Raw genomic sequence first — 18949 nt, forward strand, 5'->3', positions numbered from 1 at the left:
ATGCGTTAGGGGCGAAGGAGTTTGTAAATGGCGGATTTTAAGAAGTACCTGCGGGGCGGCGTAGCGGCTCTCGCGCTCTCGGTTGCGGCAGCACTACCTGCAAGCGCAGATACCCTGGGAGACGCCCTGGTCAAAGCCTACAAGAATAGCGGTCTGCTGGAACAAAACCGTGCGCTGCTGCGCGCGGCGGACGAGGATGTGGCCGGCGCGGTCGCTGAACTGCGTCCCATTCTTGGATATTCGGCTGGCATTACCTCTAGCCGTGATTTCACGGTGACCGGCACAAGCACGAACCGGATTGAGACCGGCGTCGACGAGACCACGCTTGGAACGCTGGGGCTGACCGCGAGCTTGCTCCTTTACGACGGCGGCGCGTCTCGTATGGGGATTGATGTGGCCAAGGAAGCCGTCCTTGCGACCCGCCAAACACTGCGGGCGGCAGAGCAGACCGTTCTGCTAAATGCAGTGGCCGCCTACATGAACGTTCTGGCGTCGGGCCAGATCGTTACCCTGCAGCAAAATAACTTGCGTGTGCTGAGCGAACAGCTTCGTGCTGCACGTGAACGCTTTGACGTGGGCGAAATCACTCGCACTGATGTAGCGCTGTCCGAAGCGGCGCGCGCGAGCTCGAACAGCGATCTCGTGGCAGCACAGGGCGACTTGGCCGACTCGCGCGCCGGTTACATCACCGCCGTGGGCGAGGGTGCTGGCTCCGTGAGCACGCCTGGTGCATTTCCTGTCGCCGTGGACACAGTCGAAGAAGCCCTGCGCATTGCGATGCGCAGCCATCCGACGCTTCTTGCGGCGCAGCACGCAGTCACTCAGGTAGAACTTGGCGTGAAGATCGCTCAGGCGGCACGCAAGCCAGAGGTGACGCTTGGCGCGGAATTGGGACATACGCGTTTCTTGGCAGAAGACACGGATCGCTCCGAGGGGAACTACACAAATAGTGCATCGGTTGGCTTAAACGTCACTGGCCCCATCTATTACGGCGGCGCGATTAGCTCTGCTGTGCGCCAGGCAATGGCGCGTCGCGATTCGGCGCGCGCTGAGCTGTTGCAAACGAAACTGTCGGTCGAAGAGGCCGTGCGTGTCGCGTACTCGGCGCTGACCCAAGCCCGCGCCGCCCGCGACGCGGCCGAAGAATCGATCCGTGCGAACACTGTGGCGTATCGCGGTGTCCGTGAAGAGGCTTCGCTCGGCGCGCGGACCACTCTGGACGTTCTGGATGCAGAGCAGGACCTGCTGGATGCGCGTGCATCGAGCATTACTGCAGCTGCCAATGAATATATCGCGGCCTACTCGCTGCTATCCGCTATGGGTCTGCTAAACGTGGAGTATCTGAAGCTCAACGTGCCGACCTATGATCCCGAAGCCTACTATAACACGGTCAAGAACGCGCCTGCCATGATCAACACCCGTGGTGAGAAGCTGGACGACGTCCTGCGCGCGATCGGCAAAAAGTAACAGTTCTGCTGGCAAACGGTTGTGAGATCGCGTGCCAGCGGCTACCCTTACCCCAGTGTTTCGTGAGGGTTTCATGTCAGAGCCAACCACCAGCGTAGATATCGAGGATGTCCTCACGTCGATCCGGCGGCTTGTGTCGGAAGAGGCGCATGATGCTGTTCTCGATCAAGTGAAGCCTCAGCGTTCTGCAGATCGGCTGGTCTTGACACCTGCGCTGCGGATTGCAGACGCAGAGACGCCGCCCGAGGCTGCTGAGGGCACTGACGACAGCGGACCGGACATACCCCCAGCCGAGCATGAAGATGTCGCTGAGGCGCCGCTTCTGCTCAACCGTGGGCCCTCTGACAATCTGTCGATCAATCACAAGATTTCGTCACTCAGCGCTGCGGTCAGCCGAGCCGCTGAGGAGTACGAGCCCGAAGAGGGCGACATGTTTGGGGGACTCTCCAAAACGCCGCTGCCGTGGGCCGAAACACATCCCAACGACCCGCTGTCCGGCAGGGCCGAAGGGGAAGACGCCTCTGACATGGATGGCGATGCATTTGAGGACGAGACGATCGACGATCATGACGATACAGCGAGCGGCAGTCTCGTTGGCCTGAACGAGGACATGCTGCGTGCCATGGTGGCTCAGATTGTCCGCGAAGAACTGCAGGGCGAGATGGGCGAGCGTATCACGCGCAACGTCCGCAAGTTGATCCGACGCGAAATCAACCGTGCGCTGGCGATCCAAGACCTCGCCTGAAGTGATCCTGATTTAAATAAACGAGAGCGCTCCGGCGCTCTTTTTTTATAGCGTGGATCTTCCAAGGCGGGGCAGGGCGGAATAAAAAAGGGTGCGCCCGGTGCGCACCCTTTTTTTATCGGGGATATCAGAAAGCCGGAGTTATGCGGCGTCCAGATGCATTACGGCAGCGTTGCGACGCTCGCTCTCTTCGCGCGACAGCGCAACAGAGGTACGAACACCCTTGGCAACGAATTCCATCAGGCCAGAGACAACGCGTTCGCTGGGGTCGATCCCTGCGCAGGACAACACTTCGCGCCCATCACGCGAACGTGCCCAACGTGCGATTTGCTCGGGCCCATTGCCGTATTTTTTATCATCGGCGATGGCATCATCTAGAGCCGCCAACACAACAGCGGCAAAAAGTTTGCGTGCACGGTTGCCCTGTTCATTACTGTAGGCCGTGCCGTCAACGAAATCTTTCATGATTCGTCCTTGTTGTTTCGATCTTGCGTCTTGGGGCGTGGCGCGCTTTATGACGTAATTATGTCGATTCTGGCAACCTGTTTTTGAATGCCTGCTATGCATTTTGTGCATAGCTTCAACATGTATATGGCGCGTCTACTACGCTTGCTTTGGTCTTGAGCCCCAGATATAGGGATCAAAATCCTAATATCAACCGTCCTGCAAGGTAGTCTTATGCCCAAGATCAACGGTAACGAAATCCGTCCCGGCTATGTACTGGAACACAATGGCGGCCTTTGGGGCGCTGTCAAAGTCGATCACGTCAAACCCGGCAAGGGCGGCGCATTCGCTCAGGTCGAGATGAAGAACCTGCGCAACGGCTCTAAGCTGAACGAACGTTTCCGCAGCGCCGACAAAGTCGAGCGTGTGCGTCTGGAGCAGAAAGACCAGCAGTTCTTGTATGAGTCCGACGGCATGCTGGTGTTCATGGATGCAGAGACCTATGACCAGATCGAGCTGCCCGCTGACATCCTTGGTGATCGCCGTCCCTTCCTTCAGGATGGCATGACCATCGTCGTGGAATTCTACGAAAGCGAAGCGCTGAACGCGACTCTTCCCCAGAAGGTCCAGTGCAAGATCGAAGAGACCGAGCCGGTTGTCAAAGGCCAGACCGCAGCGAACAGCTTCAAGCCAGCGATCTTGGACAATGGTGTCAAGGTGATGGTGCCTCCCTTCGTCGGTCAGGACGAAGAGATCATCGTGAATACCGAAACCATGGAATACGTCGAACGCGCATAAGAAAAGCGGCCCGTTTCGGGGCCGCTCTGAACGCATTTAGATAAATGAGGCCCGCCTGAAGTGCTCAGGCGGGTCTTTCTTATTTCATCAGCACGATTGGCACTTTGCAGCTGCGGATCATTTCGGTGGTGGTCGAGCCGATGATCATGCTGCGAATGCGCGAATGGCCATAGGCGCCCATGACCAGCAGGTCGTAGCCTTCGTGGTCGGTCATATCGCCAAGCACGTGGTCAGGGCTGCCCTGCACGATCTTGGTGGTCGCGGTGTGGCCGCCAGCGGCCAGTGTGGCCGCAGCGCTGTCCAGATCGGCGCGCAGGCTATCGCTCTCGGTGCCGACAGTCACGACGGTCACGTCTAGGCCCGCAAACAGCGGGTCGCGCGCAACTGTGTCGATTGCCTTCATCGAGGAGACGCCACCATCATAGGCGATCAGGACCTTCTTGGGCTCTGAGTAGGCGCGGTTGGCAACGAAAACGGGCTTCGAGGTCGCACGCACGATCCGCTCTAGGTTCGAGCCAAGGTGCAGTTTGGCGAAATCCGCCGCCTCTCCGCGTTTGCCAATCGCCAGCATTGAGGCGCTGGCTTCGCGCTCTGACACGGTATCGATCAAGTCACCGCTACGCAGGCGGGTGCTGACTGTGATTTCACCGTGCTGTTCCACGATGGCTTTGCCGTCCTCTAGGATGGCGCGGCCCGTGGCTTGCGCCAGCTTGTTGCGCTGCGCGTCCAGCGAGCTCAGCTCTTCGAGCAGGGCGGTGCGGGCCCCCAGACGGATCGAGCCGGACAGGTCTTGCTCGGCGCCGCCCTCGCGGCGACCAAGCACGTGTGTCAGTTCGACCGAGGCCGCGCTGCGGGCTGCGATCCAACCCACATAATGGCACAGGCTTTCCGAGTAGGCCGAGCCGTCGATCAGGGCGAGGATGTTAGAATTGCTCATCTGGTCCGCTCCTTAGTGCGACATCAACTTGTCCATGCCGCCCGGTTTGTCGTGCAGCGCCAGACGGTCAACGATGGTTTGCGAGGCGTCATTCAGGCCAAGGATTTCGACCTCTGCGCCCTCACGGCGGAACTTGAGCACAGCCATGTCCAGCACCGCAACCGACGAAATGTCCCAGATGTGGGCATGGGTGACGTCGATGGTGACTTTTTCCAGCGCTTCGCGGAAGTCGAACGCCTTCATGAAGTCTTCGGCAGAGGCAAAGAACAGCTGTCCTTCGACGTGGTAGGTGCGGGCGCGGCCATCTGCGGACAGCTCGGAGCGAACGCGGAACAGTTGCGAAATCTTCCACGCAAAGAAGATGCCCGACAGCAGCACACCGGTCAGCACGCCAATCGCCAAGTTGTGGGTCCAGACCACGACGACGACAGTTGCCACCATCACGATTGAGGATGAGGCAGGGTGTTCCCGCAGATCCTTGATCGAGGACCAGCTGAACGTACCAACCGACACCATGATCATGATCGCCACAAGTGCGGGCATCGGGATCAGGCCGACCCAGTCGCCAAGCACCACGCAGAAAATCAGCAGCATCACACCGGCAAAGGCACAGGACAGACGGCCACGACCACCGGATTTGACGTTGATCATCGACTGGCCGATCATAGCACACCCTGCCATGCCGCCGATAAACCCGGTGCAGAAGTTCGCGACGCCTTGGCCGATGCATTCCTGATTGCGGTCCGAGGTGGTGTCGGTCAGATCGTCCACCAAGTTCTGGGTCATGAGCGATTCCAGCAGGCCCACAGCGGCCACCGCGGCAGCGTAGGGGAATACAATCTGCAAAGTCTCTAGGTTCAGCGGAACATCAGGCAGCAGGAACACGGGCAGGGTGTCGGGCAGAGCGCCCATGTCGGACACTGTACGCACGTCCCAGCCAAAGAGGATCGCGGCTGCTGTCAGAACCAAAATGTTCACCAGCGGTGACGGCACCGCTTTGGTCACGTACGGGAACAGGTAGATGATCGCGAGGCCCGCAACGACCAGCGGGAAGGTCAGAAACGGCACATTGGACGGATCCAACTCGGGCAACTGCGCGAGGAAAATCAGGATCGCCAGCGCGTTCACAAAGCCCGTCATCACAGATCGCGACACGAACCGCATCACAAAACCAAGTCGGGCAAAGCCTGCTATCACCTGCAGCACACCGGCCAAGATTGTTGCGGCCAGCAGGTACTCAAGACCGTGATCGCGGACCAGCGTAACCATCAGAACCGCAGTCGCGGCGGTGGCGGCGCTGATCATGCCGGGGCGCCCGCCGACGATGGCGGTCAGAACGGCGATCGAGAAAGAGGCATAGAGACCCACTTTGGGGTCGACACCTGCGATAATGGAAAAGGCGATGGCTTCGGGGATCAGCGCAAGGGCAACGACAAGGCCCGACAAAAGGTCGGCGCGCACATTGCCGAACCATTGCTGGCGATAGGCGGTCAAGTTCATCTCGTGTCCGATTGTTCTGGTCCGGCCCCGCTGCGGGGGCCAGAACGGTGGCAGTTGATTGGCGCTAACGGGCCAAGGCACTTGCCGCGCGTTATAGAGACTTAAGACAAAGGAACAACCGCCCCGAACTTTATCCCACGGACTGTGGCATAGAAATCTGCGCAGAGTCGGCGCTCAAGGCGCCATTTGCACGGTCAAAGCGCAGATATGCGATGGCTTGGCTGCCTGACTGGGTAAACAGCGTGCCGGCTGTTTTGCCGTCCTCGGTTTTGATTTCGGAGCCAACAGGGGCGCTGCCGTAGACGTCCACTGTCACCAAACCTTTGCGCAGTTCTGTTTTGTGCTTCATGCGGGCGGTGACCTCTTGGCCCACATAGCACCCCTTTTTGAAGTCGACGCCGTTCAGACGCTCGAAACCCGCTTCGAGGATGAAGGTATCGCCAGTCAGTTCGATCCCGCTCTCCGGGATGCAGTGCGCCACGCGGATTGCGTCCCAGTCCGAGCCATCGTCGCCTTCGGTCTCGCCATAAAGACGCCAGCCAAGGGCAGGGTGGCGGGGATCCTCGACGGCGCCCTCTGGCGCCTCGCCAGTGCCACGCTGTACCTTGAGAGGGCTCTCGCTGATCTGCGCATCGGCGCGAAGTTTGTACATGTTCAGTCGCTGAACCAAGCCCGCCGCCAGAGGCTCTGCCACGTCCAGCAGGATTGCATCGCCGTGGGCCACCAGCAGGAAGTCGGCCAGATATTTCCCCTGCGGGGTCAGAATAGCCGTGTACATCGCGCCGTCCTTGAGACGGGCCATGTCATTGGTCACAATGTTCTGCAGAAAATCGCGGGCGTCGGGGCCGGTGATCTCGTAAATCTTGCGGGCGTGCTCTGGCATGGGAACTCCTTTGCGCCAGAGGTAGGCGCAAAGATGCCCGAGTAAAAGACCTTAGCGCTCGAACATTGGCGTTGCGTTGAACTTCTTTTGCAAGCCTTTGTAGTCGTAGTCCGTCTGCACCCACTCGCGGAAGGGGATGTGCCCTTTGGTGTTGATCCGCTCTTCGTAAGCGTCCAGCACGTGATCCAAGATGCCGGTCTTGGTGTAGCGCTGGTGAAAGTACTTCCACGCCAGCATCTTCTTGGCTTCGGCAACAGGCGCGTTTTCCTGATCCAGCAGGTAGATCGCACTGGCAAAGCCTGCGCGGTCTGCACCGGATTTGCAGTGCATGACAAAAGGGCGCTCGATCGTGTCAAACGTCTCCAGCACTTCCATGATCCGCTCGGGGCGCGGGGCCTTGCGGGCATAGAGCTTGCGATTGATCAGGGTCATCCCCAGTGCGTCGGTCGCCTCTTTCTCAAAAAGGTAGTGGGCATAGGTGTCCACGCCGCGCAAATTCAGCACCGTATTAATGCCGCGTTTCTTGAACTTCTTCAGGCGGTAGGGGTCGGGTTGGTTAGAACGCCACACGCCGGGGGCGATTTCGAACTCGTTGGTCCACAGGTAACGCAGGAACATATGGTCGATGAACTGCAGGTGCATGTGCGCCGTGAACCGCTTGTACGGCGTCGAGATGTCGTCCCCGAAGGAATTGCGGAACCGCACTTCGAGGTCGAAGATCCAGTCTTTGATCTTTTTCAACATTCTTTACCGTCCTGAATTCCAAGCCACGTTGCCCTATCGCCTAACATGTGTCGAGGCAAGAGGTTGGGGGGAATTGACGTTATGACTTCTGAGACTAAGGTCGCGGGACATTATTATACGGAGCCTGTCATGAGTCTTGCGAACGGTCGTTCCCACCTTGCTATCCCCGGTCCTTCGATCATGCCGGACCGCGTGTTGCAGGCGATGCACCAACCCGCTCCGAATATCTACGAAGGCGCTTTGGTCGAGCTGACCGCCGGATTGGTCCCCGATTTGAAATGGGTCGCTGGCACAGAGCACCACGTTGCCATGTATATATCTAACGGTCATGGCGTTTGGGAGGCCGCGCTGGCGAATACTGTCGCGCCGGGAGAAAAGGTACTGGTGCCGTCCTGTGGCCGGTTCGGTCACGGATGGGCGGAATTCGCGACCCGCATGGGGATCGAGGTCGAGTTGATCGATTTCGGCAAACGCGCGCCGATGGACCTAGAGGTCGTGGGCCGCGCGCTCGAGGCGGACAAGGATCACAAGATCAAAGCCGTTCTGGCGACCCACGTGGATACCTCGTCCTCTGTGCTGAATGACATTCCGGCTCTACGCAAACTGATAGACGATCTGGGGCATCCGGCGATGCTGTGGGCTGACTGCGTCGCGTCCATGGGCTGTGACCGGTTCGAGATGGACGCATGGGGCGTCGATCTGGCCATCACCGCCAGCCAGAAGGGCTTGATGACCCCGCCCGGTATGGCTTTCATATTCTTCTCGCCCAAGGCGCAGGCCGCCCGCGAGGGGATGAAGATGGTCTCGCCCCACTGGGACTGGAACGCGCGCGCCTTCCCGCAGATGTTCTATGAATTCTTTGGGGGTACCGCGCCGACGCACCACCTGTTCGCGTTGCGCGAAGCCCTGAACATGATGCGCGAGGAAGGGCTCGAGTCGATTTGGAAGCGTCACGACGTTCTGGCTCGCGCCCTTTGGGCGGCTGCGGACGTCTGGGGGCAAGACGGTCCGATGGAGTTGAACATCGCCGACCCCGCCTGCCGGAGTCGCGCGGTGACCTCTTTGCGGTTGGAAAGCCCGAACGCGACTGCGTTGCGTGACTGGGTCTCCGCGAACGCGGGTGTAACTTTAGGGATCGGCCTCGGGATGGTCGAGATGGGTGATCCCGCGTGGCACGGGTTCTTCCGCGTCGGCCACATGGGGCACCTGAACGCTCACGGCATGATGGGTGTGATCGGCGTGATGGAAGCGGGGCTTCAAGCCCTGCAAATTCCGCACACTGGCGGGGCCGTGGCCGCCGCCGCAGGCGTCATCGCCAAAGGCTAACGGAGTGGGTTATTCCCACTCCATCTCCTCATAGACGCGGCCCGCGTTCTTGGTGGCGAGCTCTTCGAACGTGTCGAGGTGCTTCCACCGCTCTTGATCCACATAGTAGGCGCCCGCCAAATCGCCGCCCTCATCTATATGCGCACCGATCTTGTCCCGCAGGTCGAGCAGATAATCACGGGTGTAGCGGCGCACTTGCTCAAAGTTGGTCGGGTGTCCATGACCGGGGATCACGTAGGTCGGCGCCAGTGGCTCTAGCTTTTCGTCCCACGTTTCGATCCAGCATTTGGTGCAGGTGCCTTGGAAAATCGGTAGCATGCGCTCATGGAACGCGATGTCGCCCGCGATCATTATGCCCCACTGCGGAATCCAGACTTGCGTGTCACCCGGATCGTGCGCAGGGCCCAGATGCAGAACCTGAATGTCGACGCCGCCCAAGGACACAGTTTCACTTTCCGTAAAGCTGCGCGTGGGCAGGGCGATGGTGGTGCCTTCGGCCTTGTCCCGATTGTACCGCTGCATTCCCTGAAGAATGAAATCGGCCTCCTCCTCAAACGCTGCAGTCGCGTCCACGTGGGCCAAAATCTCGACGCCTCGCTCCGCCCAATAGGAATTGCCGAGCATCGCGTGCCCTTGGCCATTCTCGTTGATCACCAGAACAACGGGTTGGTCCGTAACGGCCCTGATTTCTTCGTGCAGGGCTGCCGCCAGTCGATAGGACGCGCCACCATTGATCACCACCACGCCTTCGTCTGTCACAATGAAAGACAGATTATTATTGTGGCCGGAGTTTTCGTAGGTCGGCGGAGCGGTCGCGCCGATGGCGGAAAAGACATGTGGGATGACTTCGACCGGCTTGGCGTAAAGTTCGGATTGCGGATACTGGTCCGGAATGTCTTCGCTTGCGGTGGCAAAGGTGGCGCTCGCACTTAGAAGCGCGGCGATGAAAAATCTGGTCATGTGAAATCCTCCCGAAACAGATAAATACATATGAATGTATATCGGTAAAGCCGAGAATGTTCTGTGACTGTCAGAAAGGGGTTGCCGAGTTAAGTGAACATCTGTTCAATTAAGTTGATCCGGACCGCTCGGGGAGGGGCAGTATGGAACAGGTAGAGATTTTTGAGGTCGGTCCAAGGGACGGTCTGCAAAACGAAAAGCAGTTGATCCCAACCGCTGACAAAGTGGCATTGGTCGATCTGCTAAGCACAGCAGGCTTCCGGCGGATTGAGGTCGCCAGCTTTGTGAGCCCCAAATGGGTTCCGCAGATGGCAGATAGCGCCGAAGTGTTGGGGGCGATCAGGCGAGGGCAGGGGATTTCCTATGCCGCATTGACCCCGAACATGCGGGGATTAGAAGGTGCGATCGCAGCCAAAGCAGATGAGATCGCGATTTTCGCCTCGGCATCCGAGGGGTTTTCCAAGGCCAACCTGAATTGCACCATCGACGAAAGCTTTGACCGTTTTGCCCCCGTTGCGGAAGCCGCGCGGGAGGCCGGTCTGCCGGTACGAGGCTATGTCAGCTGCGTGACTGACTGCCCTTATGACGGACAAATTGACCCTGCCGCTGCAGCGCGGGTGGTCGAGCGGCTTCTGACCTTTGGCTGTTACGAGGTGTCCTTGGGCGACACGATTGGTCAAGCGCAGCCAGAGAGATTGGCAGCCATGTTGGACGCAGTCTTGGCCGTGATACCCGCCGGCAAACTGGCGGGCCATTATCATGACACCGCGGGTAGGGCGCTGAGGAACATCGAGGTCTCCTTGGACAAAGGTCTGCGCGTATTCGACGCCGCCGTCGGTGGATTGGGGGGATGCCCTTATGCGCCCGGCGCAGCGGGCAACGTCGCAACAGAGGCCGTCCATCGGCGCCTGACAGAGTTGGGGCTGAGCACTGGCCTCGACCCTGACATTCTTGAAGAAGCGGCGGCATTTGCTCGCCAGATCAGAGGGGCGAGCGATGCCTGATACCATCCGCATTGACCAAGACGACCGCGGTGTCGCAACCCTTTGGCTAACCCGCACTGAAAAGCATAATGCCATGTCAGCACTCATGATGGATGAATTGCGTCATGCGGCCGAAACGCTTGGCTCTGATGATTCCGTCCGTGTGGTGATTCTGGCAGCCGAAGGAAAAACCTTTTGCGCTGGCGGGGATCTGGCGTGGATGCGGGACCAATTCGAAGCAGACTCTGCCACTCGAATGAGCGAAGCCCGTAGACTAGCAGAGATGTTACTGGCGCTGGATCGTCTGCCAAAGCCCCTGATCGGCCGACTTCAAGGCAATGCGCTGGGGGGCGGCGTGGGCCTTGCATCGGTCTGCGACTGCGCCATCGGGGCGGACCACATTCAAATGGGACTTACGGAAGTCAAGCTCGGTTTGATCCCCGCGACCATCGGACCGTATGTTATCGCTCGCATGGGAGCGGCACGCGCGCGGCAAGTTTTTTTCCAGGGGCGTGTTTTCGACGCACCCGAGGCAGAGAGGCTGGGACTCCTGTCGCGTGTGGTTTCCCCTGAAAATCTGGACGAAGCAGTCGAGGCCGAGGTCGCTCCCTACCTGAAGACAGCCCCCGGCGCTGTTGCACGTGCGAAGGCGCTGGTGCGTGAGTTGGGCGGGGGGGCTGACGCCGCGCAAATCGATGTTTCTGTTACAGCTTTGGCCGAAATCTGGGCAGGTGACGAGTCGTCCGAGGGAATCGCATCCTTCTTTGAACGCCGCCCTGCAGCATGGACAAAGTGACCACATCCGTAGCGTGCAGAAAAAAACCGGTGTACTTATGTACACAAAGGATTTTTTCAACATTCCACTTTGTGAATAAGTGCCTGTCTGTGTTGACCCTTTGAGGGGTCAGGCGTAAGAAGCAGGCCAAGCATAGCAGCCAGTGAATGCGTCTATCGCAGGAAAGGAGCCACGCGTGGAAGAGATGCTACGGGAATACCTCCCCATTATCATCTTTCTGGCGGTCGCAATCGGCCTCGGGATCGTGCTGATCCTAGCAGCAGCCATTATCGCCGTCCGCAACCCCGACCCCGAAAAGGTCAGCGCATATGAGTGTGGCTTTAACGCCTTTGACGATGCGCGCATGAAGTTCGACGTCCGGTTCTACCTCGTGTCGATCCTGTTCATCATTTTCGACCTCGAAATCGCCTTCCTGTTCCCTTGGGCCGTTGCGTTCAAGGACATCAGCATGGTCGGCTTCTGGTCCATGATGTTGTTCCTTGGCGTGCTGACCGTCGGCTTTGCCTATGAATGGAAGAAGGGAGCACTCGAATGGGAGTGATGACCGGAGCCAACACCGCAGGTTTCGACCGTGAGGTCGCAACCCAGCAGTTGAACAAAGAGCTGCAGGACAAAGGTTTCCTGCTGACCTCGACCGAGGATATCATCAACTGGGCACGTACCGGTTCGCTGCACTGGATGACCTTTGGTCTGGCGTGCTGCGCGGTCGAGATGATGCACACCTCGATGCCCCGTTACGATCTGGAACGCTTTGGTACCGCCCCGCGCGCATCCCCGCGTCAGTCGGACCTGATGATCGTGGCCGGCACCCTGACAAACAAGATGGCGCCCGCGCTTCGCAAGGTTTATGACCAGATGCCCGAGCCGCGTTACGTGATCTCGATGGGCTCCTGCGCGAACGGTGGCGGCTACTATCACTACAGCTATTCGGTTGTGCGTGGCTGTGACCGTGTCGTTCCTGTGGACGTCTATGTTCCCGGGTGCCCCCCGACTGCAGAAGCGCTGGTGTACGGCATCCTGCAGCTGCAGCGTAAAATCCGCCGCACCGGTACGATCGAAAGGTAAGGCCCCATGTCCGACGCTTTGAAAGAACTTGGTGCGCACATCGAAATGCAGCGTCCTGACTGTGTTATCGGTTGGGATGTCGCTTACGGCGAGCTGAACGTTGATGTGGCGCTGTCGAACATCGTCGCTTTCGTCGATTGGCTGAAGACCGACGCGACCTGCAAATTCAACTCGCTGGTCGACATCACGGCTGTGGACTACCCCGAGCGCGCCAAGCGTTTCGACGTGGTCTACCACTTCCTGTCGATGTACCAGAACCACCGTATTCGTGTGCGCGTTGCGACCCGTGAAGAGGACGTTGTGCCCTCGATCACCCCAGTGCACCCCAGCGCGAACTGGTTCGAGCGTGAAGTGTTCGACATGTTCGGGATCCTGTTCTCGGGTCACCCCGACCTGCGCCGCCTGCTGACGGACTACGGTTTCCGTGGCCACCCCCTGCGCAAGGACTTCCCGACCACCGGTTACACCGAAGTCCGCTACGACGAAGAGCAGAAGCGCGTCGTCTATGAACCGGTGAAACTTGTTCAGGAATACCGCCAGTTCGACTTCATGTCGCCTTGGGAGGGTGCCGAGTACATCCTGCCCGGTGACGAGAAGTCCAAGGCGAACGGTTAAGGGAAGGCTTGTGACATGATGGATGGCGCAAAATTCGACGACGCCCTGACCGGCGAACAGAAGATCCGCAACTTCAACCTGAACTTCGGCCCGCAGCACCCTGCGGCGCACGGCGTTCTGCGTCTGGTTCTGGAACTGGACGGCGAGATTGTGGAGCGTGTGGACCCGCACATCGGCCTGCTGCACCGTGGCACCGAAAAACTGATGGAAAGCCGCACGTACCTGCAGAACCTGCCGTATCTGGACCGCCTCGACTACGTGGCGCCCATGAACCAGGAACACGCATGGTGTCTGGCGATCGAAAAGCTGACCGGCACTGTGGTGCCTCGCCGAGCGAGCCTAATCCGCGTTCTGTTCTCGGAAATTGGCCGCATTCTGAATCACCTCTTGAACGTCACCACGCAGGCGATGGACGTTGGCGCGCTGACCCCGCCGCTGTGGGGCTTTGAAGAGCGTGAAAAGCTGATGATCTTCTACGAGCGCGCCTGTGGTGCACGCTTGCACGCAGCGTATTTCCGCCCCGGTGGTGTCCACCAGGATCTGCCTCCTGCGCTGATCGACGACATCGAGGATTGGGCCAAGAACGAATTCCCCCAGTTTATGGAGGATCTCGACGGCCTGCTGACCGAGAACCGTATCTTCAAACAGCGTAACGCCGACATCGGCGTTGTGACCGAAGAAGACATCCAAGAATGGGGTTTCTCGGGCGTGATGGTGCGCGGTTCGGGCCTTGCTTGGGACTTGCGCCGCGCGCAGCCCTACGAGTGCTACGACGAGTTCGACTTCCAGATCCCTGTCGGCAAGAACGGTGACTGCTACGACCGCTACCTCGTCCGTATGGAAGAGATGCGTCAGTCGATCCGCATCATCCTGCAAGCTGTTGAAAAATTGCGGATGCCGGAAAACCAGGGCGACGTGCTGGCACGTGGCAAGATGACTCCGCCGAAGCGTGGCGAGATGAAGACCTCGATGGAGGCTCTGATCCACCACTTCAAACTCTACACCGAAGGCTTCCACGTGCCCGAAGGTGAGGTTTATGCGGCTGTCGAAGCGCCCAAAGGCGAGTTTGGCGTCTACATCAAGTCCGACGGTTCCAACAAACCCTACCGCGCCAAGCTGCGCGCGCCAGGGTACCTGCACCTGCAGGCGATGGATCACCTGACCCGCGGCCACCAGCTGGCTGACGTGGCGGCGATCATCGGAACCATGGATGTCGTGTTCGGCGAAATCGACCGCTGACCTAATTTCGCGCCTGCCCCGACGGGGCGGGCGACATACTGCTACATCGCGGCCCCAGCGCTGGCGCGCCGCAAGACCCGTAAGGACCGTAAAGATATGCTTCGCCGTCTGCATCCTGAACAACCCGAGAGCTTTGCGTTCACGCCTGACAACCAGAAGTGGGCCGAAGCGCAGATCCAGAAGTATCCCGACGGCCGTGCCGCCAGTGCCATTATTCCGCTGCTGTGGCGTGCTCAGGAACAGGAAGGCTGGCTGAGCCGCCCTGCGATTGAACACGTGGCAGAGATGCTGGGCATGGCGTACATCCGTGCACTCGAAGTCGCGACATTTTACTTCATGTTCCAGCTGCAACCCGTTGGTTCCGTTGCACACTTCCAGATTTGCGGCACCACAAGCTGCATGATCATGGGCGCAGAAGATCTGGTGTCGGTCTGCAAGAAGAAGATCGCAGCCAAGGCGCATCAGGTGTCCGAGGACGGCAAGTTCAGCTGGGAAGAGGTCGAGTGCCTCGGTGCTTGCACCAACGCGCCCATGGCTCAGATCGGCAAAGACTACTACGAAGACCTGACCCCTGAGGGTTTGGAAAAGATGATCGACGACATGGCCAAAGGCGAGGTTCCGCTGCCCGGTCCCGCGAATGGCCGCTATACGTCGGAACCCAAGGGCGGTCTGACCGCGCTGACCGAAGGTGACCGCGAGCACGAGTACAACGGCTCGGTTCAGCTGGCGCACGACATCGGCGACACCCTGAAGCGTATCGACGGGACCGAAGTTCCGTTCTCGGCGCCTTGGCTCGACAAGGCGGCCGATCACGGCTCGCGTCAGGCAGGTGGACCGCAGACCCAGCGCGAAGCAGCAGCCGACGCCCCCGCGACGAAGCCGGTCGCAGATGATAGCGCGGCCAAGCCCGAGACCGACACCACTAAGCCGGTCGCCACAGAAAACAAAGACGAGCCTGTCGCAACCGAGGCAGACAAGCCCGCGACTTTGGACGCTGCACGTGATGGTCAAGCCGACGATCTGAAACTGATCAAGGGCGTTGGTCCCAAGCTCGAAGAAATGCTGAATGGCATGGGCTTCTACCACTTTGACCAGATCGCTGCCTGGACCGACAAGGAACTGGCATGGGTCGATCAGAACCTCGAAGGGTTCAAAGGCCGCGCGAGCCGTGACGAGTGGGTCTCTCAGGCCAAGCAACTCGCCTCAGGCGAGGAAACCGAGTTCGCTGCACGTGCCAAGAAAGACGGCATTTACGACAACTAATCGACTGACCGGGACACAGCCTTCGCAATGACCACCGAAACCTACAAGATGGACCATACCGCCGCATGCTGGGGCATTGCGGGTGTGTTGGCTGTGATTGTGTTCGGTATGTCCTTGGGGATGGCTGAATTCTCGGTCATCGTGTCGCTTGCATGGTCTGGCATCATGTTCCTGAGCGCGGGGCTCTACCTGATGTGGATGCTCTGCCCCGAGGAATTGGGCGTCGGCGTTGCTGAGTTGTCCCATGTTTCCCAGTCGACAGTACTGGGAGCTGAAATGTCACCCGTCTCGCCGGTTGGCTCCACGTTTCGCGAGGGCGCGGAACAGGGGACCGGCGCAGAGGGGTAAGTCGCGTCGCAGGGCATTCTGCGGCACAGATGTGGGGGTAGGGCCCCCGAGCAAGGAGTAGATGGGCGCATGAGCAGCCATCAAGACCAACATACCGCCCGTCAGGGCCGGACCCTGGCCTTGGTTGTTGCCGGCACCATGCTGGTTTGGATGGCGGCGCAGTGGCTTGGTCCCCGTTTGGGATTGCCGGTGCGATACGTCTTCTTGTTTGATTTCGCTGCGTTGGCGGCCTTTGTCTGGGCCATCGTCGTGGCATTCCGGATCTGGCGTACCAACCGTCACGACAATGAAAGGTGATCTCTCATGCTGAAGGATCAGGACCGCATCTTTACCAACATCTACGGGATGCAAGACCGTAGCCTGAAGGGCGCAATGAAGCGCGGCCATTGGGACAAAACTGCTGATCTGATCGCGCTGGGTCGCGACGAGATTATCGAGCGCATGAAGGCATCCGGCCTGCGCGGTCGCGGCGGTGCGGGCTTCCCCACCGGTTTGAAGTGGTCGTTCATGCCCAAGCAGAGCGACGGCCGCCCTGCCTATCTGGTTATCAACGCGGACGAATCCGAGCCCGGCACCTGTAAAGACCGCGAGATCATGCGTCACGATCCGCACACCCTGATCGAGGGTGCGCTGATTGCGTCGTTCGCGATGAACGCAAACACCTGCTACATCTACATCCGCGGCGAATACATCCGCGAGCGCGAGGCGCTGCAGGCCGCGATTGACGAATGCTACGACGCTGGCCTGCTGGGTAAGAATGCAGCAAAGTCGGGCTTTGACTTTGACCTCTACCTGCACCACGGCGCGGGCGCATACATCTGCGGCGAAGAGACCGCTCTGATCGAAAGCCTCGAAGGCAAAAAGGGCATGCCCCGGATGAAGCCGCCATTCCCCGCGATGGCTGGTCTCTATGGGTGCCCGACCACCGTGAACAACGTTGAGTCGATCGCAGTTGTGCCGACCATTCTGCGTCGCGGCCCCGAGTGGTTCGCGGGCTTTGGCCGTCCCAACAACGCGGGCACCAAGCTGTTCGCGATCTCGGGCCATGTGAACAACCCCTGCGTCGTCGAAGAAGCGATGTCGATCTCGTTCGAAGAACTGATCGAAAAGCATTGCGGCGGCATCCGTGGCGGCTGGGACAACCTGCTGGCGGTTATCCCCGGCGGTTCGTCCGTGCCCTGTGTCCGCGGCGAAAAGATGCGCGATGCGGTCATGGACTTTGACTACCTGCGCGGCGAACTGGGCTCGGGCCTTGGCACCGCAGCGGTGATCGTCATGGACAAGCAGACTGACATCGTCAAAGCGATCTGGCGCCTGTCGAAGTTCTACAAGCACGAGAGCTGTGGCCAGTGTACCCCTTGCCGTGAAGGCACCGGCTGGATGATGCGCGTCATGGACCGTCTGGTTCGCGGCGAAGCCGAGCTGGAAGAAATCGACATGCTGTTCCAAGTGACCAAGCAGGTCGAAGGCCACACCATCTGTGCTCTGGGTGACGCGGCTGCATGGCCGATCCAAGGTCTGATCCGCAACTTCCGCGAGGAAATCGAGGATCGCATCAAGGCTCAGAAGGCTGGGAAAATCAGCGCAGCGGTTGCGGCGGAGTAAGACCCAGTGCAGCAGCCCCTCAACCACCATCTGGCAGAGCTGAACGTCGGGCGCCTTGTTGCGCCGACTGACGATCCGCGCGTGGCCGAGTTCATGGGTGCGATTGACCGCATCAATGGCCTTGGCAAGCGGATGCCCGGCTTTGTCTGGATGATGGAAGGGTCGGGCGAGCCCGGCACCGGCAATACCGAAGCCAAGATCGGCGGTGATCCGAAGTACGTCAGTAACCTGACAGTTTGGGAAAATGTCGAGGCGCTGGAAAGCTTTGTCTGGAACACCGTTCATCGCCAGTTCTACGAGCGTAGAACCGAATGGTTCGAAGTGCTTGGCGAGATGCATTTCGTGATGTGGTGGGTGCCCGAGGGGCATCGGCCCTCGCTCGAAGAAGGTCTCGAGAAGTTGGCGCATCTGCGCGAGAACGGTGCCAGCGATTTTGCGTTTGATTGGGCATGGCTCGAGCAGGCGAAACTATACAAGGCAGGGCGCTGCGGCGCCATTGCTGCGGAGTGATTGGTATGCGTGGTCTGACAGCAACTCTTCTGATCTCGGCGCTGGCTCTGTCGGCTTGCGGCAAGGATCCTTATGAATATGCGGGCTCGAACCACCGCGCGAAGGTCAAGTCAGCTCGTTCAGACCGTGCTGTGATGGTCATCCCCACCAAGCGTGTATCTGACGGCCTGGAAGGCGCAAAGGCTGCGGCGGAATTCGAAGCAACCCGTCACTGCATCCACTATTTCGGTACGTCTGACATCAACTGGACCGTTGGGCCCGACACAGCCGATGACCAACTACCGATCGATGGTGAAGTCGTGACCTTCTCCGGGGAGTGCGCGGCGTGAGAGCAGCTATCCTCATAGCAACGCTTTTCGCGGCGGGGACGGCTCAGGCCAAAGTTCCGCTCAGCGATGTGAAGCCAATCAATGATGGGCTGACCGCTGTTGCGATCGCGGACCATATCCGTGTGAACTGTGACAATATCTCGGCCCGTCTCGTTGTGGCGTGGCGCTATATCGGTCAGCTCGAAGATCAGGCCAAAGAGATGGGGTACTCGGAAGACGAGATCGAAGATTTCGTCACCGATAAGTCCGAGAAGAAGCGTGTGGCTGGTTTGGCGGCGGACTACATTCGCGCCCACAACGCGCAGCCCAAGGACGCCAAGACCCTGTGTGCCCTTGGCCGTGCCGAGATCGCCGCAAACTCGCCCATTGGCCAACTTCTGAGGGAGAATTGA

23 protein-coding genes are annotated in these 18949 nt (G+C 59.3%); 17 read left to right on the forward strand and 6 right to left on the reverse strand.

The genetic code is table 11. The annotated features are described in order from the left end of the window. Positions 1-27 precede the first annotated feature (27 nt). A complete protein-coding gene (locus BM225_RS00910) occupies positions 28-1467 on the forward strand; it encodes a TolC family outer membrane protein (RefSeq protein ID WP_072706073.1) in 1440 nt (479 codons plus the stop codon). A gap of 73 nt (positions 1468-1540) precedes the next feature. Then, positions 1541-2212, forward strand: a complete 672-nt coding sequence (locus tag BM225_RS21535) for a hypothetical protein (protein ID WP_072706074.1) — start codon at positions 1541-1543, stop codon at positions 2210-2212. Positions 2213-2353: 141 nt separating this feature from the next. Here the strand turns inward: BM225_RS21535 and BM225_RS00920 are convergent, their stop codons facing one another. After that, complete coding sequence (locus BM225_RS00920; protein ID WP_072706075.1) at positions 2354-2677, reverse strand: DUF6280 family protein; 324 nt, start codon at positions 2675-2677, stop codon at positions 2354-2356. A gap of 213 nt (positions 2678-2890) precedes the next feature. Here BM225_RS00920 and efp point away from each other — a divergent pair, with 213 nt between their 5' ends. Next, positions 2891-3454, forward strand: a complete 564-nt coding sequence (gene efp, locus BM225_RS00925) for an elongation factor P (RefSeq protein WP_072706076.1) — start codon at positions 2891-2893, stop codon at positions 3452-3454. A 79-nt stretch (positions 3455-3533) separates the two neighbouring features. Here the strand turns inward: efp and BM225_RS00930 are convergent, their stop codons facing one another. The 4 genes from BM225_RS00930 to BM225_RS00945 form a co-directional block, all read right to left on the reverse strand. Next, positions 3534-4391: a universal stress protein gene (locus BM225_RS00930; RefSeq protein ID WP_072706077.1), complete on the reverse strand. Its 858-nt coding sequence runs from the start codon at positions 4389-4391 to the stop codon at positions 3534-3536. Positions 4392-4403: 12 nt separating this feature from the next. Then, entirely contained in the window at positions 4404-5891 is a 1488-nt protein-coding gene (locus BM225_RS00935) for a SulP family inorganic anion transporter (protein ID WP_072706078.1), read from the reverse strand. Between the two features lie 130 nt (positions 5892-6021). Then, positions 6022-6774, reverse strand: a complete 753-nt coding sequence (gene ygfZ / locus BM225_RS00940; RefSeq protein WP_072706079.1) for a CAF17-like 4Fe-4S cluster assembly/insertion protein YgfZ — start codon at positions 6772-6774, stop codon at positions 6022-6024. Positions 6775-6825: 51 nt separating this feature from the next. Continuing rightward, on the reverse strand, positions 6826-7518 hold the full coding sequence (locus BM225_RS00945; protein WP_072706080.1) for a tyrosine-protein phosphatase: 693 nt from the start codon (positions 7516-7518) through the stop codon (positions 6826-6828). Positions 7519-7647: 129 nt separating this feature from the next. Between BM225_RS00945 and BM225_RS00950 the strand changes: the two genes are divergently transcribed. After that, complete coding sequence (locus BM225_RS00950; protein WP_072706081.1) at positions 7648-8844, forward strand: pyridoxal-phosphate-dependent aminotransferase family protein; 1197 nt, start codon at positions 7648-7650, stop codon at positions 8842-8844. A gap of 9 nt (positions 8845-8853) precedes the next feature. On the opposite strand, the gene BM225_RS00955 is transcribed toward BM225_RS00950, so the two are convergent. After that, entirely contained in the window at positions 8854-9804 is a 951-nt protein-coding gene (locus BM225_RS00955; protein WP_072706082.1) for an MBL fold metallo-hydrolase, read from the reverse strand. Positions 9805-9947: 143 nt separating this feature from the next. On the opposite strand from BM225_RS00955, the gene BM225_RS00960 reads away from it, so the two are divergent. The 13 genes from BM225_RS00960 to BM225_RS01020 all read left to right on the forward strand — a co-directional run bounded on the left by BM225_RS00960 (position 9948) and on the right by BM225_RS01020 (position 18949). Next, positions 9948-10808 carry a hydroxymethylglutaryl-CoA lyase gene (locus BM225_RS00960; protein WP_092463661.1) on the forward strand — a complete coding sequence of 287 codons (861 nt, stop codon included), beginning with the start codon at positions 9948-9950 and terminating at the stop codon, positions 10806-10808. Then, a complete protein-coding gene (locus BM225_RS00965) occupies positions 10801-11583 on the forward strand; it encodes a crotonase/enoyl-CoA hydratase family protein (protein ID WP_072706084.1) in 783 nt (260 codons plus the stop codon). The genes BM225_RS00960 and BM225_RS00965 overlap by 8 nt, the downstream gene beginning before the upstream one ends. 175 nt (positions 11584-11758) lie before the next feature. Beyond that, positions 11759-12124 carry an NADH-quinone oxidoreductase subunit A gene (locus BM225_RS00970; RefSeq protein WP_072706085.1) on the forward strand — a complete coding sequence of 122 codons (366 nt, stop codon included), beginning with the start codon at positions 11759-11761 and terminating at the stop codon, positions 12122-12124. Next, on the forward strand, positions 12115-12648 hold the full coding sequence (locus tag BM225_RS00975; protein ID WP_177218551.1) for a NuoB/complex I 20 kDa subunit family protein: 534 nt from the start codon (positions 12115-12117) through the stop codon (positions 12646-12648). Before BM225_RS00970 ends, BM225_RS00975 begins: the two co-directional genes overlap by 10 nt. Positions 12649-12654: 6 nt before the next feature. Continuing rightward, entirely contained in the window at positions 12655-13263 is a 609-nt protein-coding gene (locus tag BM225_RS00980; protein ID WP_072706086.1) for an NADH-quinone oxidoreductase subunit C, read from the forward strand. Positions 13264-13281: 18 nt separating this feature from the next. Next, the gene (locus BM225_RS00985) at positions 13282-14502 is read left to right on the forward strand and encodes an NADH-quinone oxidoreductase subunit D (protein ID WP_177218565.1); all 1221 of its coding nucleotides are present in this window, start codon (positions 13282-13284) and stop codon (positions 14500-14502) included. Between the two features lie 96 nt (positions 14503-14598). Next, positions 14599-15765: an NADH-quinone oxidoreductase subunit E gene (locus BM225_RS00990; protein WP_072706088.1), complete on the forward strand. Its 1167-nt coding sequence runs from the start codon at positions 14599-14601 to the stop codon at positions 15763-15765. 27 nt (positions 15766-15792) lie between these two features. Then, positions 15793-16113, forward strand: coding sequence for a hypothetical protein (locus BM225_RS00995; protein ID WP_092463664.1), 321 nt, complete (start codon positions 15793-15795; stop codon positions 16111-16113). Between the two features lie 69 nt (positions 16114-16182). Continuing rightward, on the forward strand, positions 16183-16410 hold the full coding sequence (locus BM225_RS01000; protein ID WP_072706090.1) for a DUF5337 domain-containing protein: 228 nt from the start codon (positions 16183-16185) through the stop codon (positions 16408-16410). A gap of 6 nt (positions 16411-16416) precedes the next feature. Further along, complete coding sequence (gene nuoF / locus BM225_RS01005) at positions 16417-17718, forward strand: NADH-quinone oxidoreductase subunit NuoF (RefSeq protein WP_072706091.1); 1302 nt, start codon at positions 16417-16419, stop codon at positions 17716-17718. A gap of 6 nt (positions 17719-17724) precedes the next feature. Further along, positions 17725-18228: a DUF3291 domain-containing protein gene (locus tag BM225_RS01010; RefSeq protein ID WP_072706092.1), complete on the forward strand. Its 504-nt coding sequence runs from the start codon at positions 17725-17727 to the stop codon at positions 18226-18228. Positions 18229-18233: 5 nt separating this feature from the next. Beyond that, a complete protein-coding gene (locus BM225_RS01015) occupies positions 18234-18557 on the forward strand; it encodes a hypothetical protein (protein WP_072706093.1) in 324 nt (107 codons plus the stop codon). Next, entirely contained in the window at positions 18554-18949 is a 396-nt protein-coding gene (locus BM225_RS01020; RefSeq protein ID WP_143095335.1) for a DUF5333 domain-containing protein, read from the forward strand. Before BM225_RS01015 ends, BM225_RS01020 begins: the two co-directional genes overlap by 4 nt.

It is taken from the genome of Donghicola eburneus (assembly GCF_900115865.1).
GTDB classification, from domain to species: domain Bacteria; phylum Pseudomonadota; class Alphaproteobacteria; order Rhodobacterales; family Rhodobacteraceae; genus Donghicola; species Donghicola eburneus.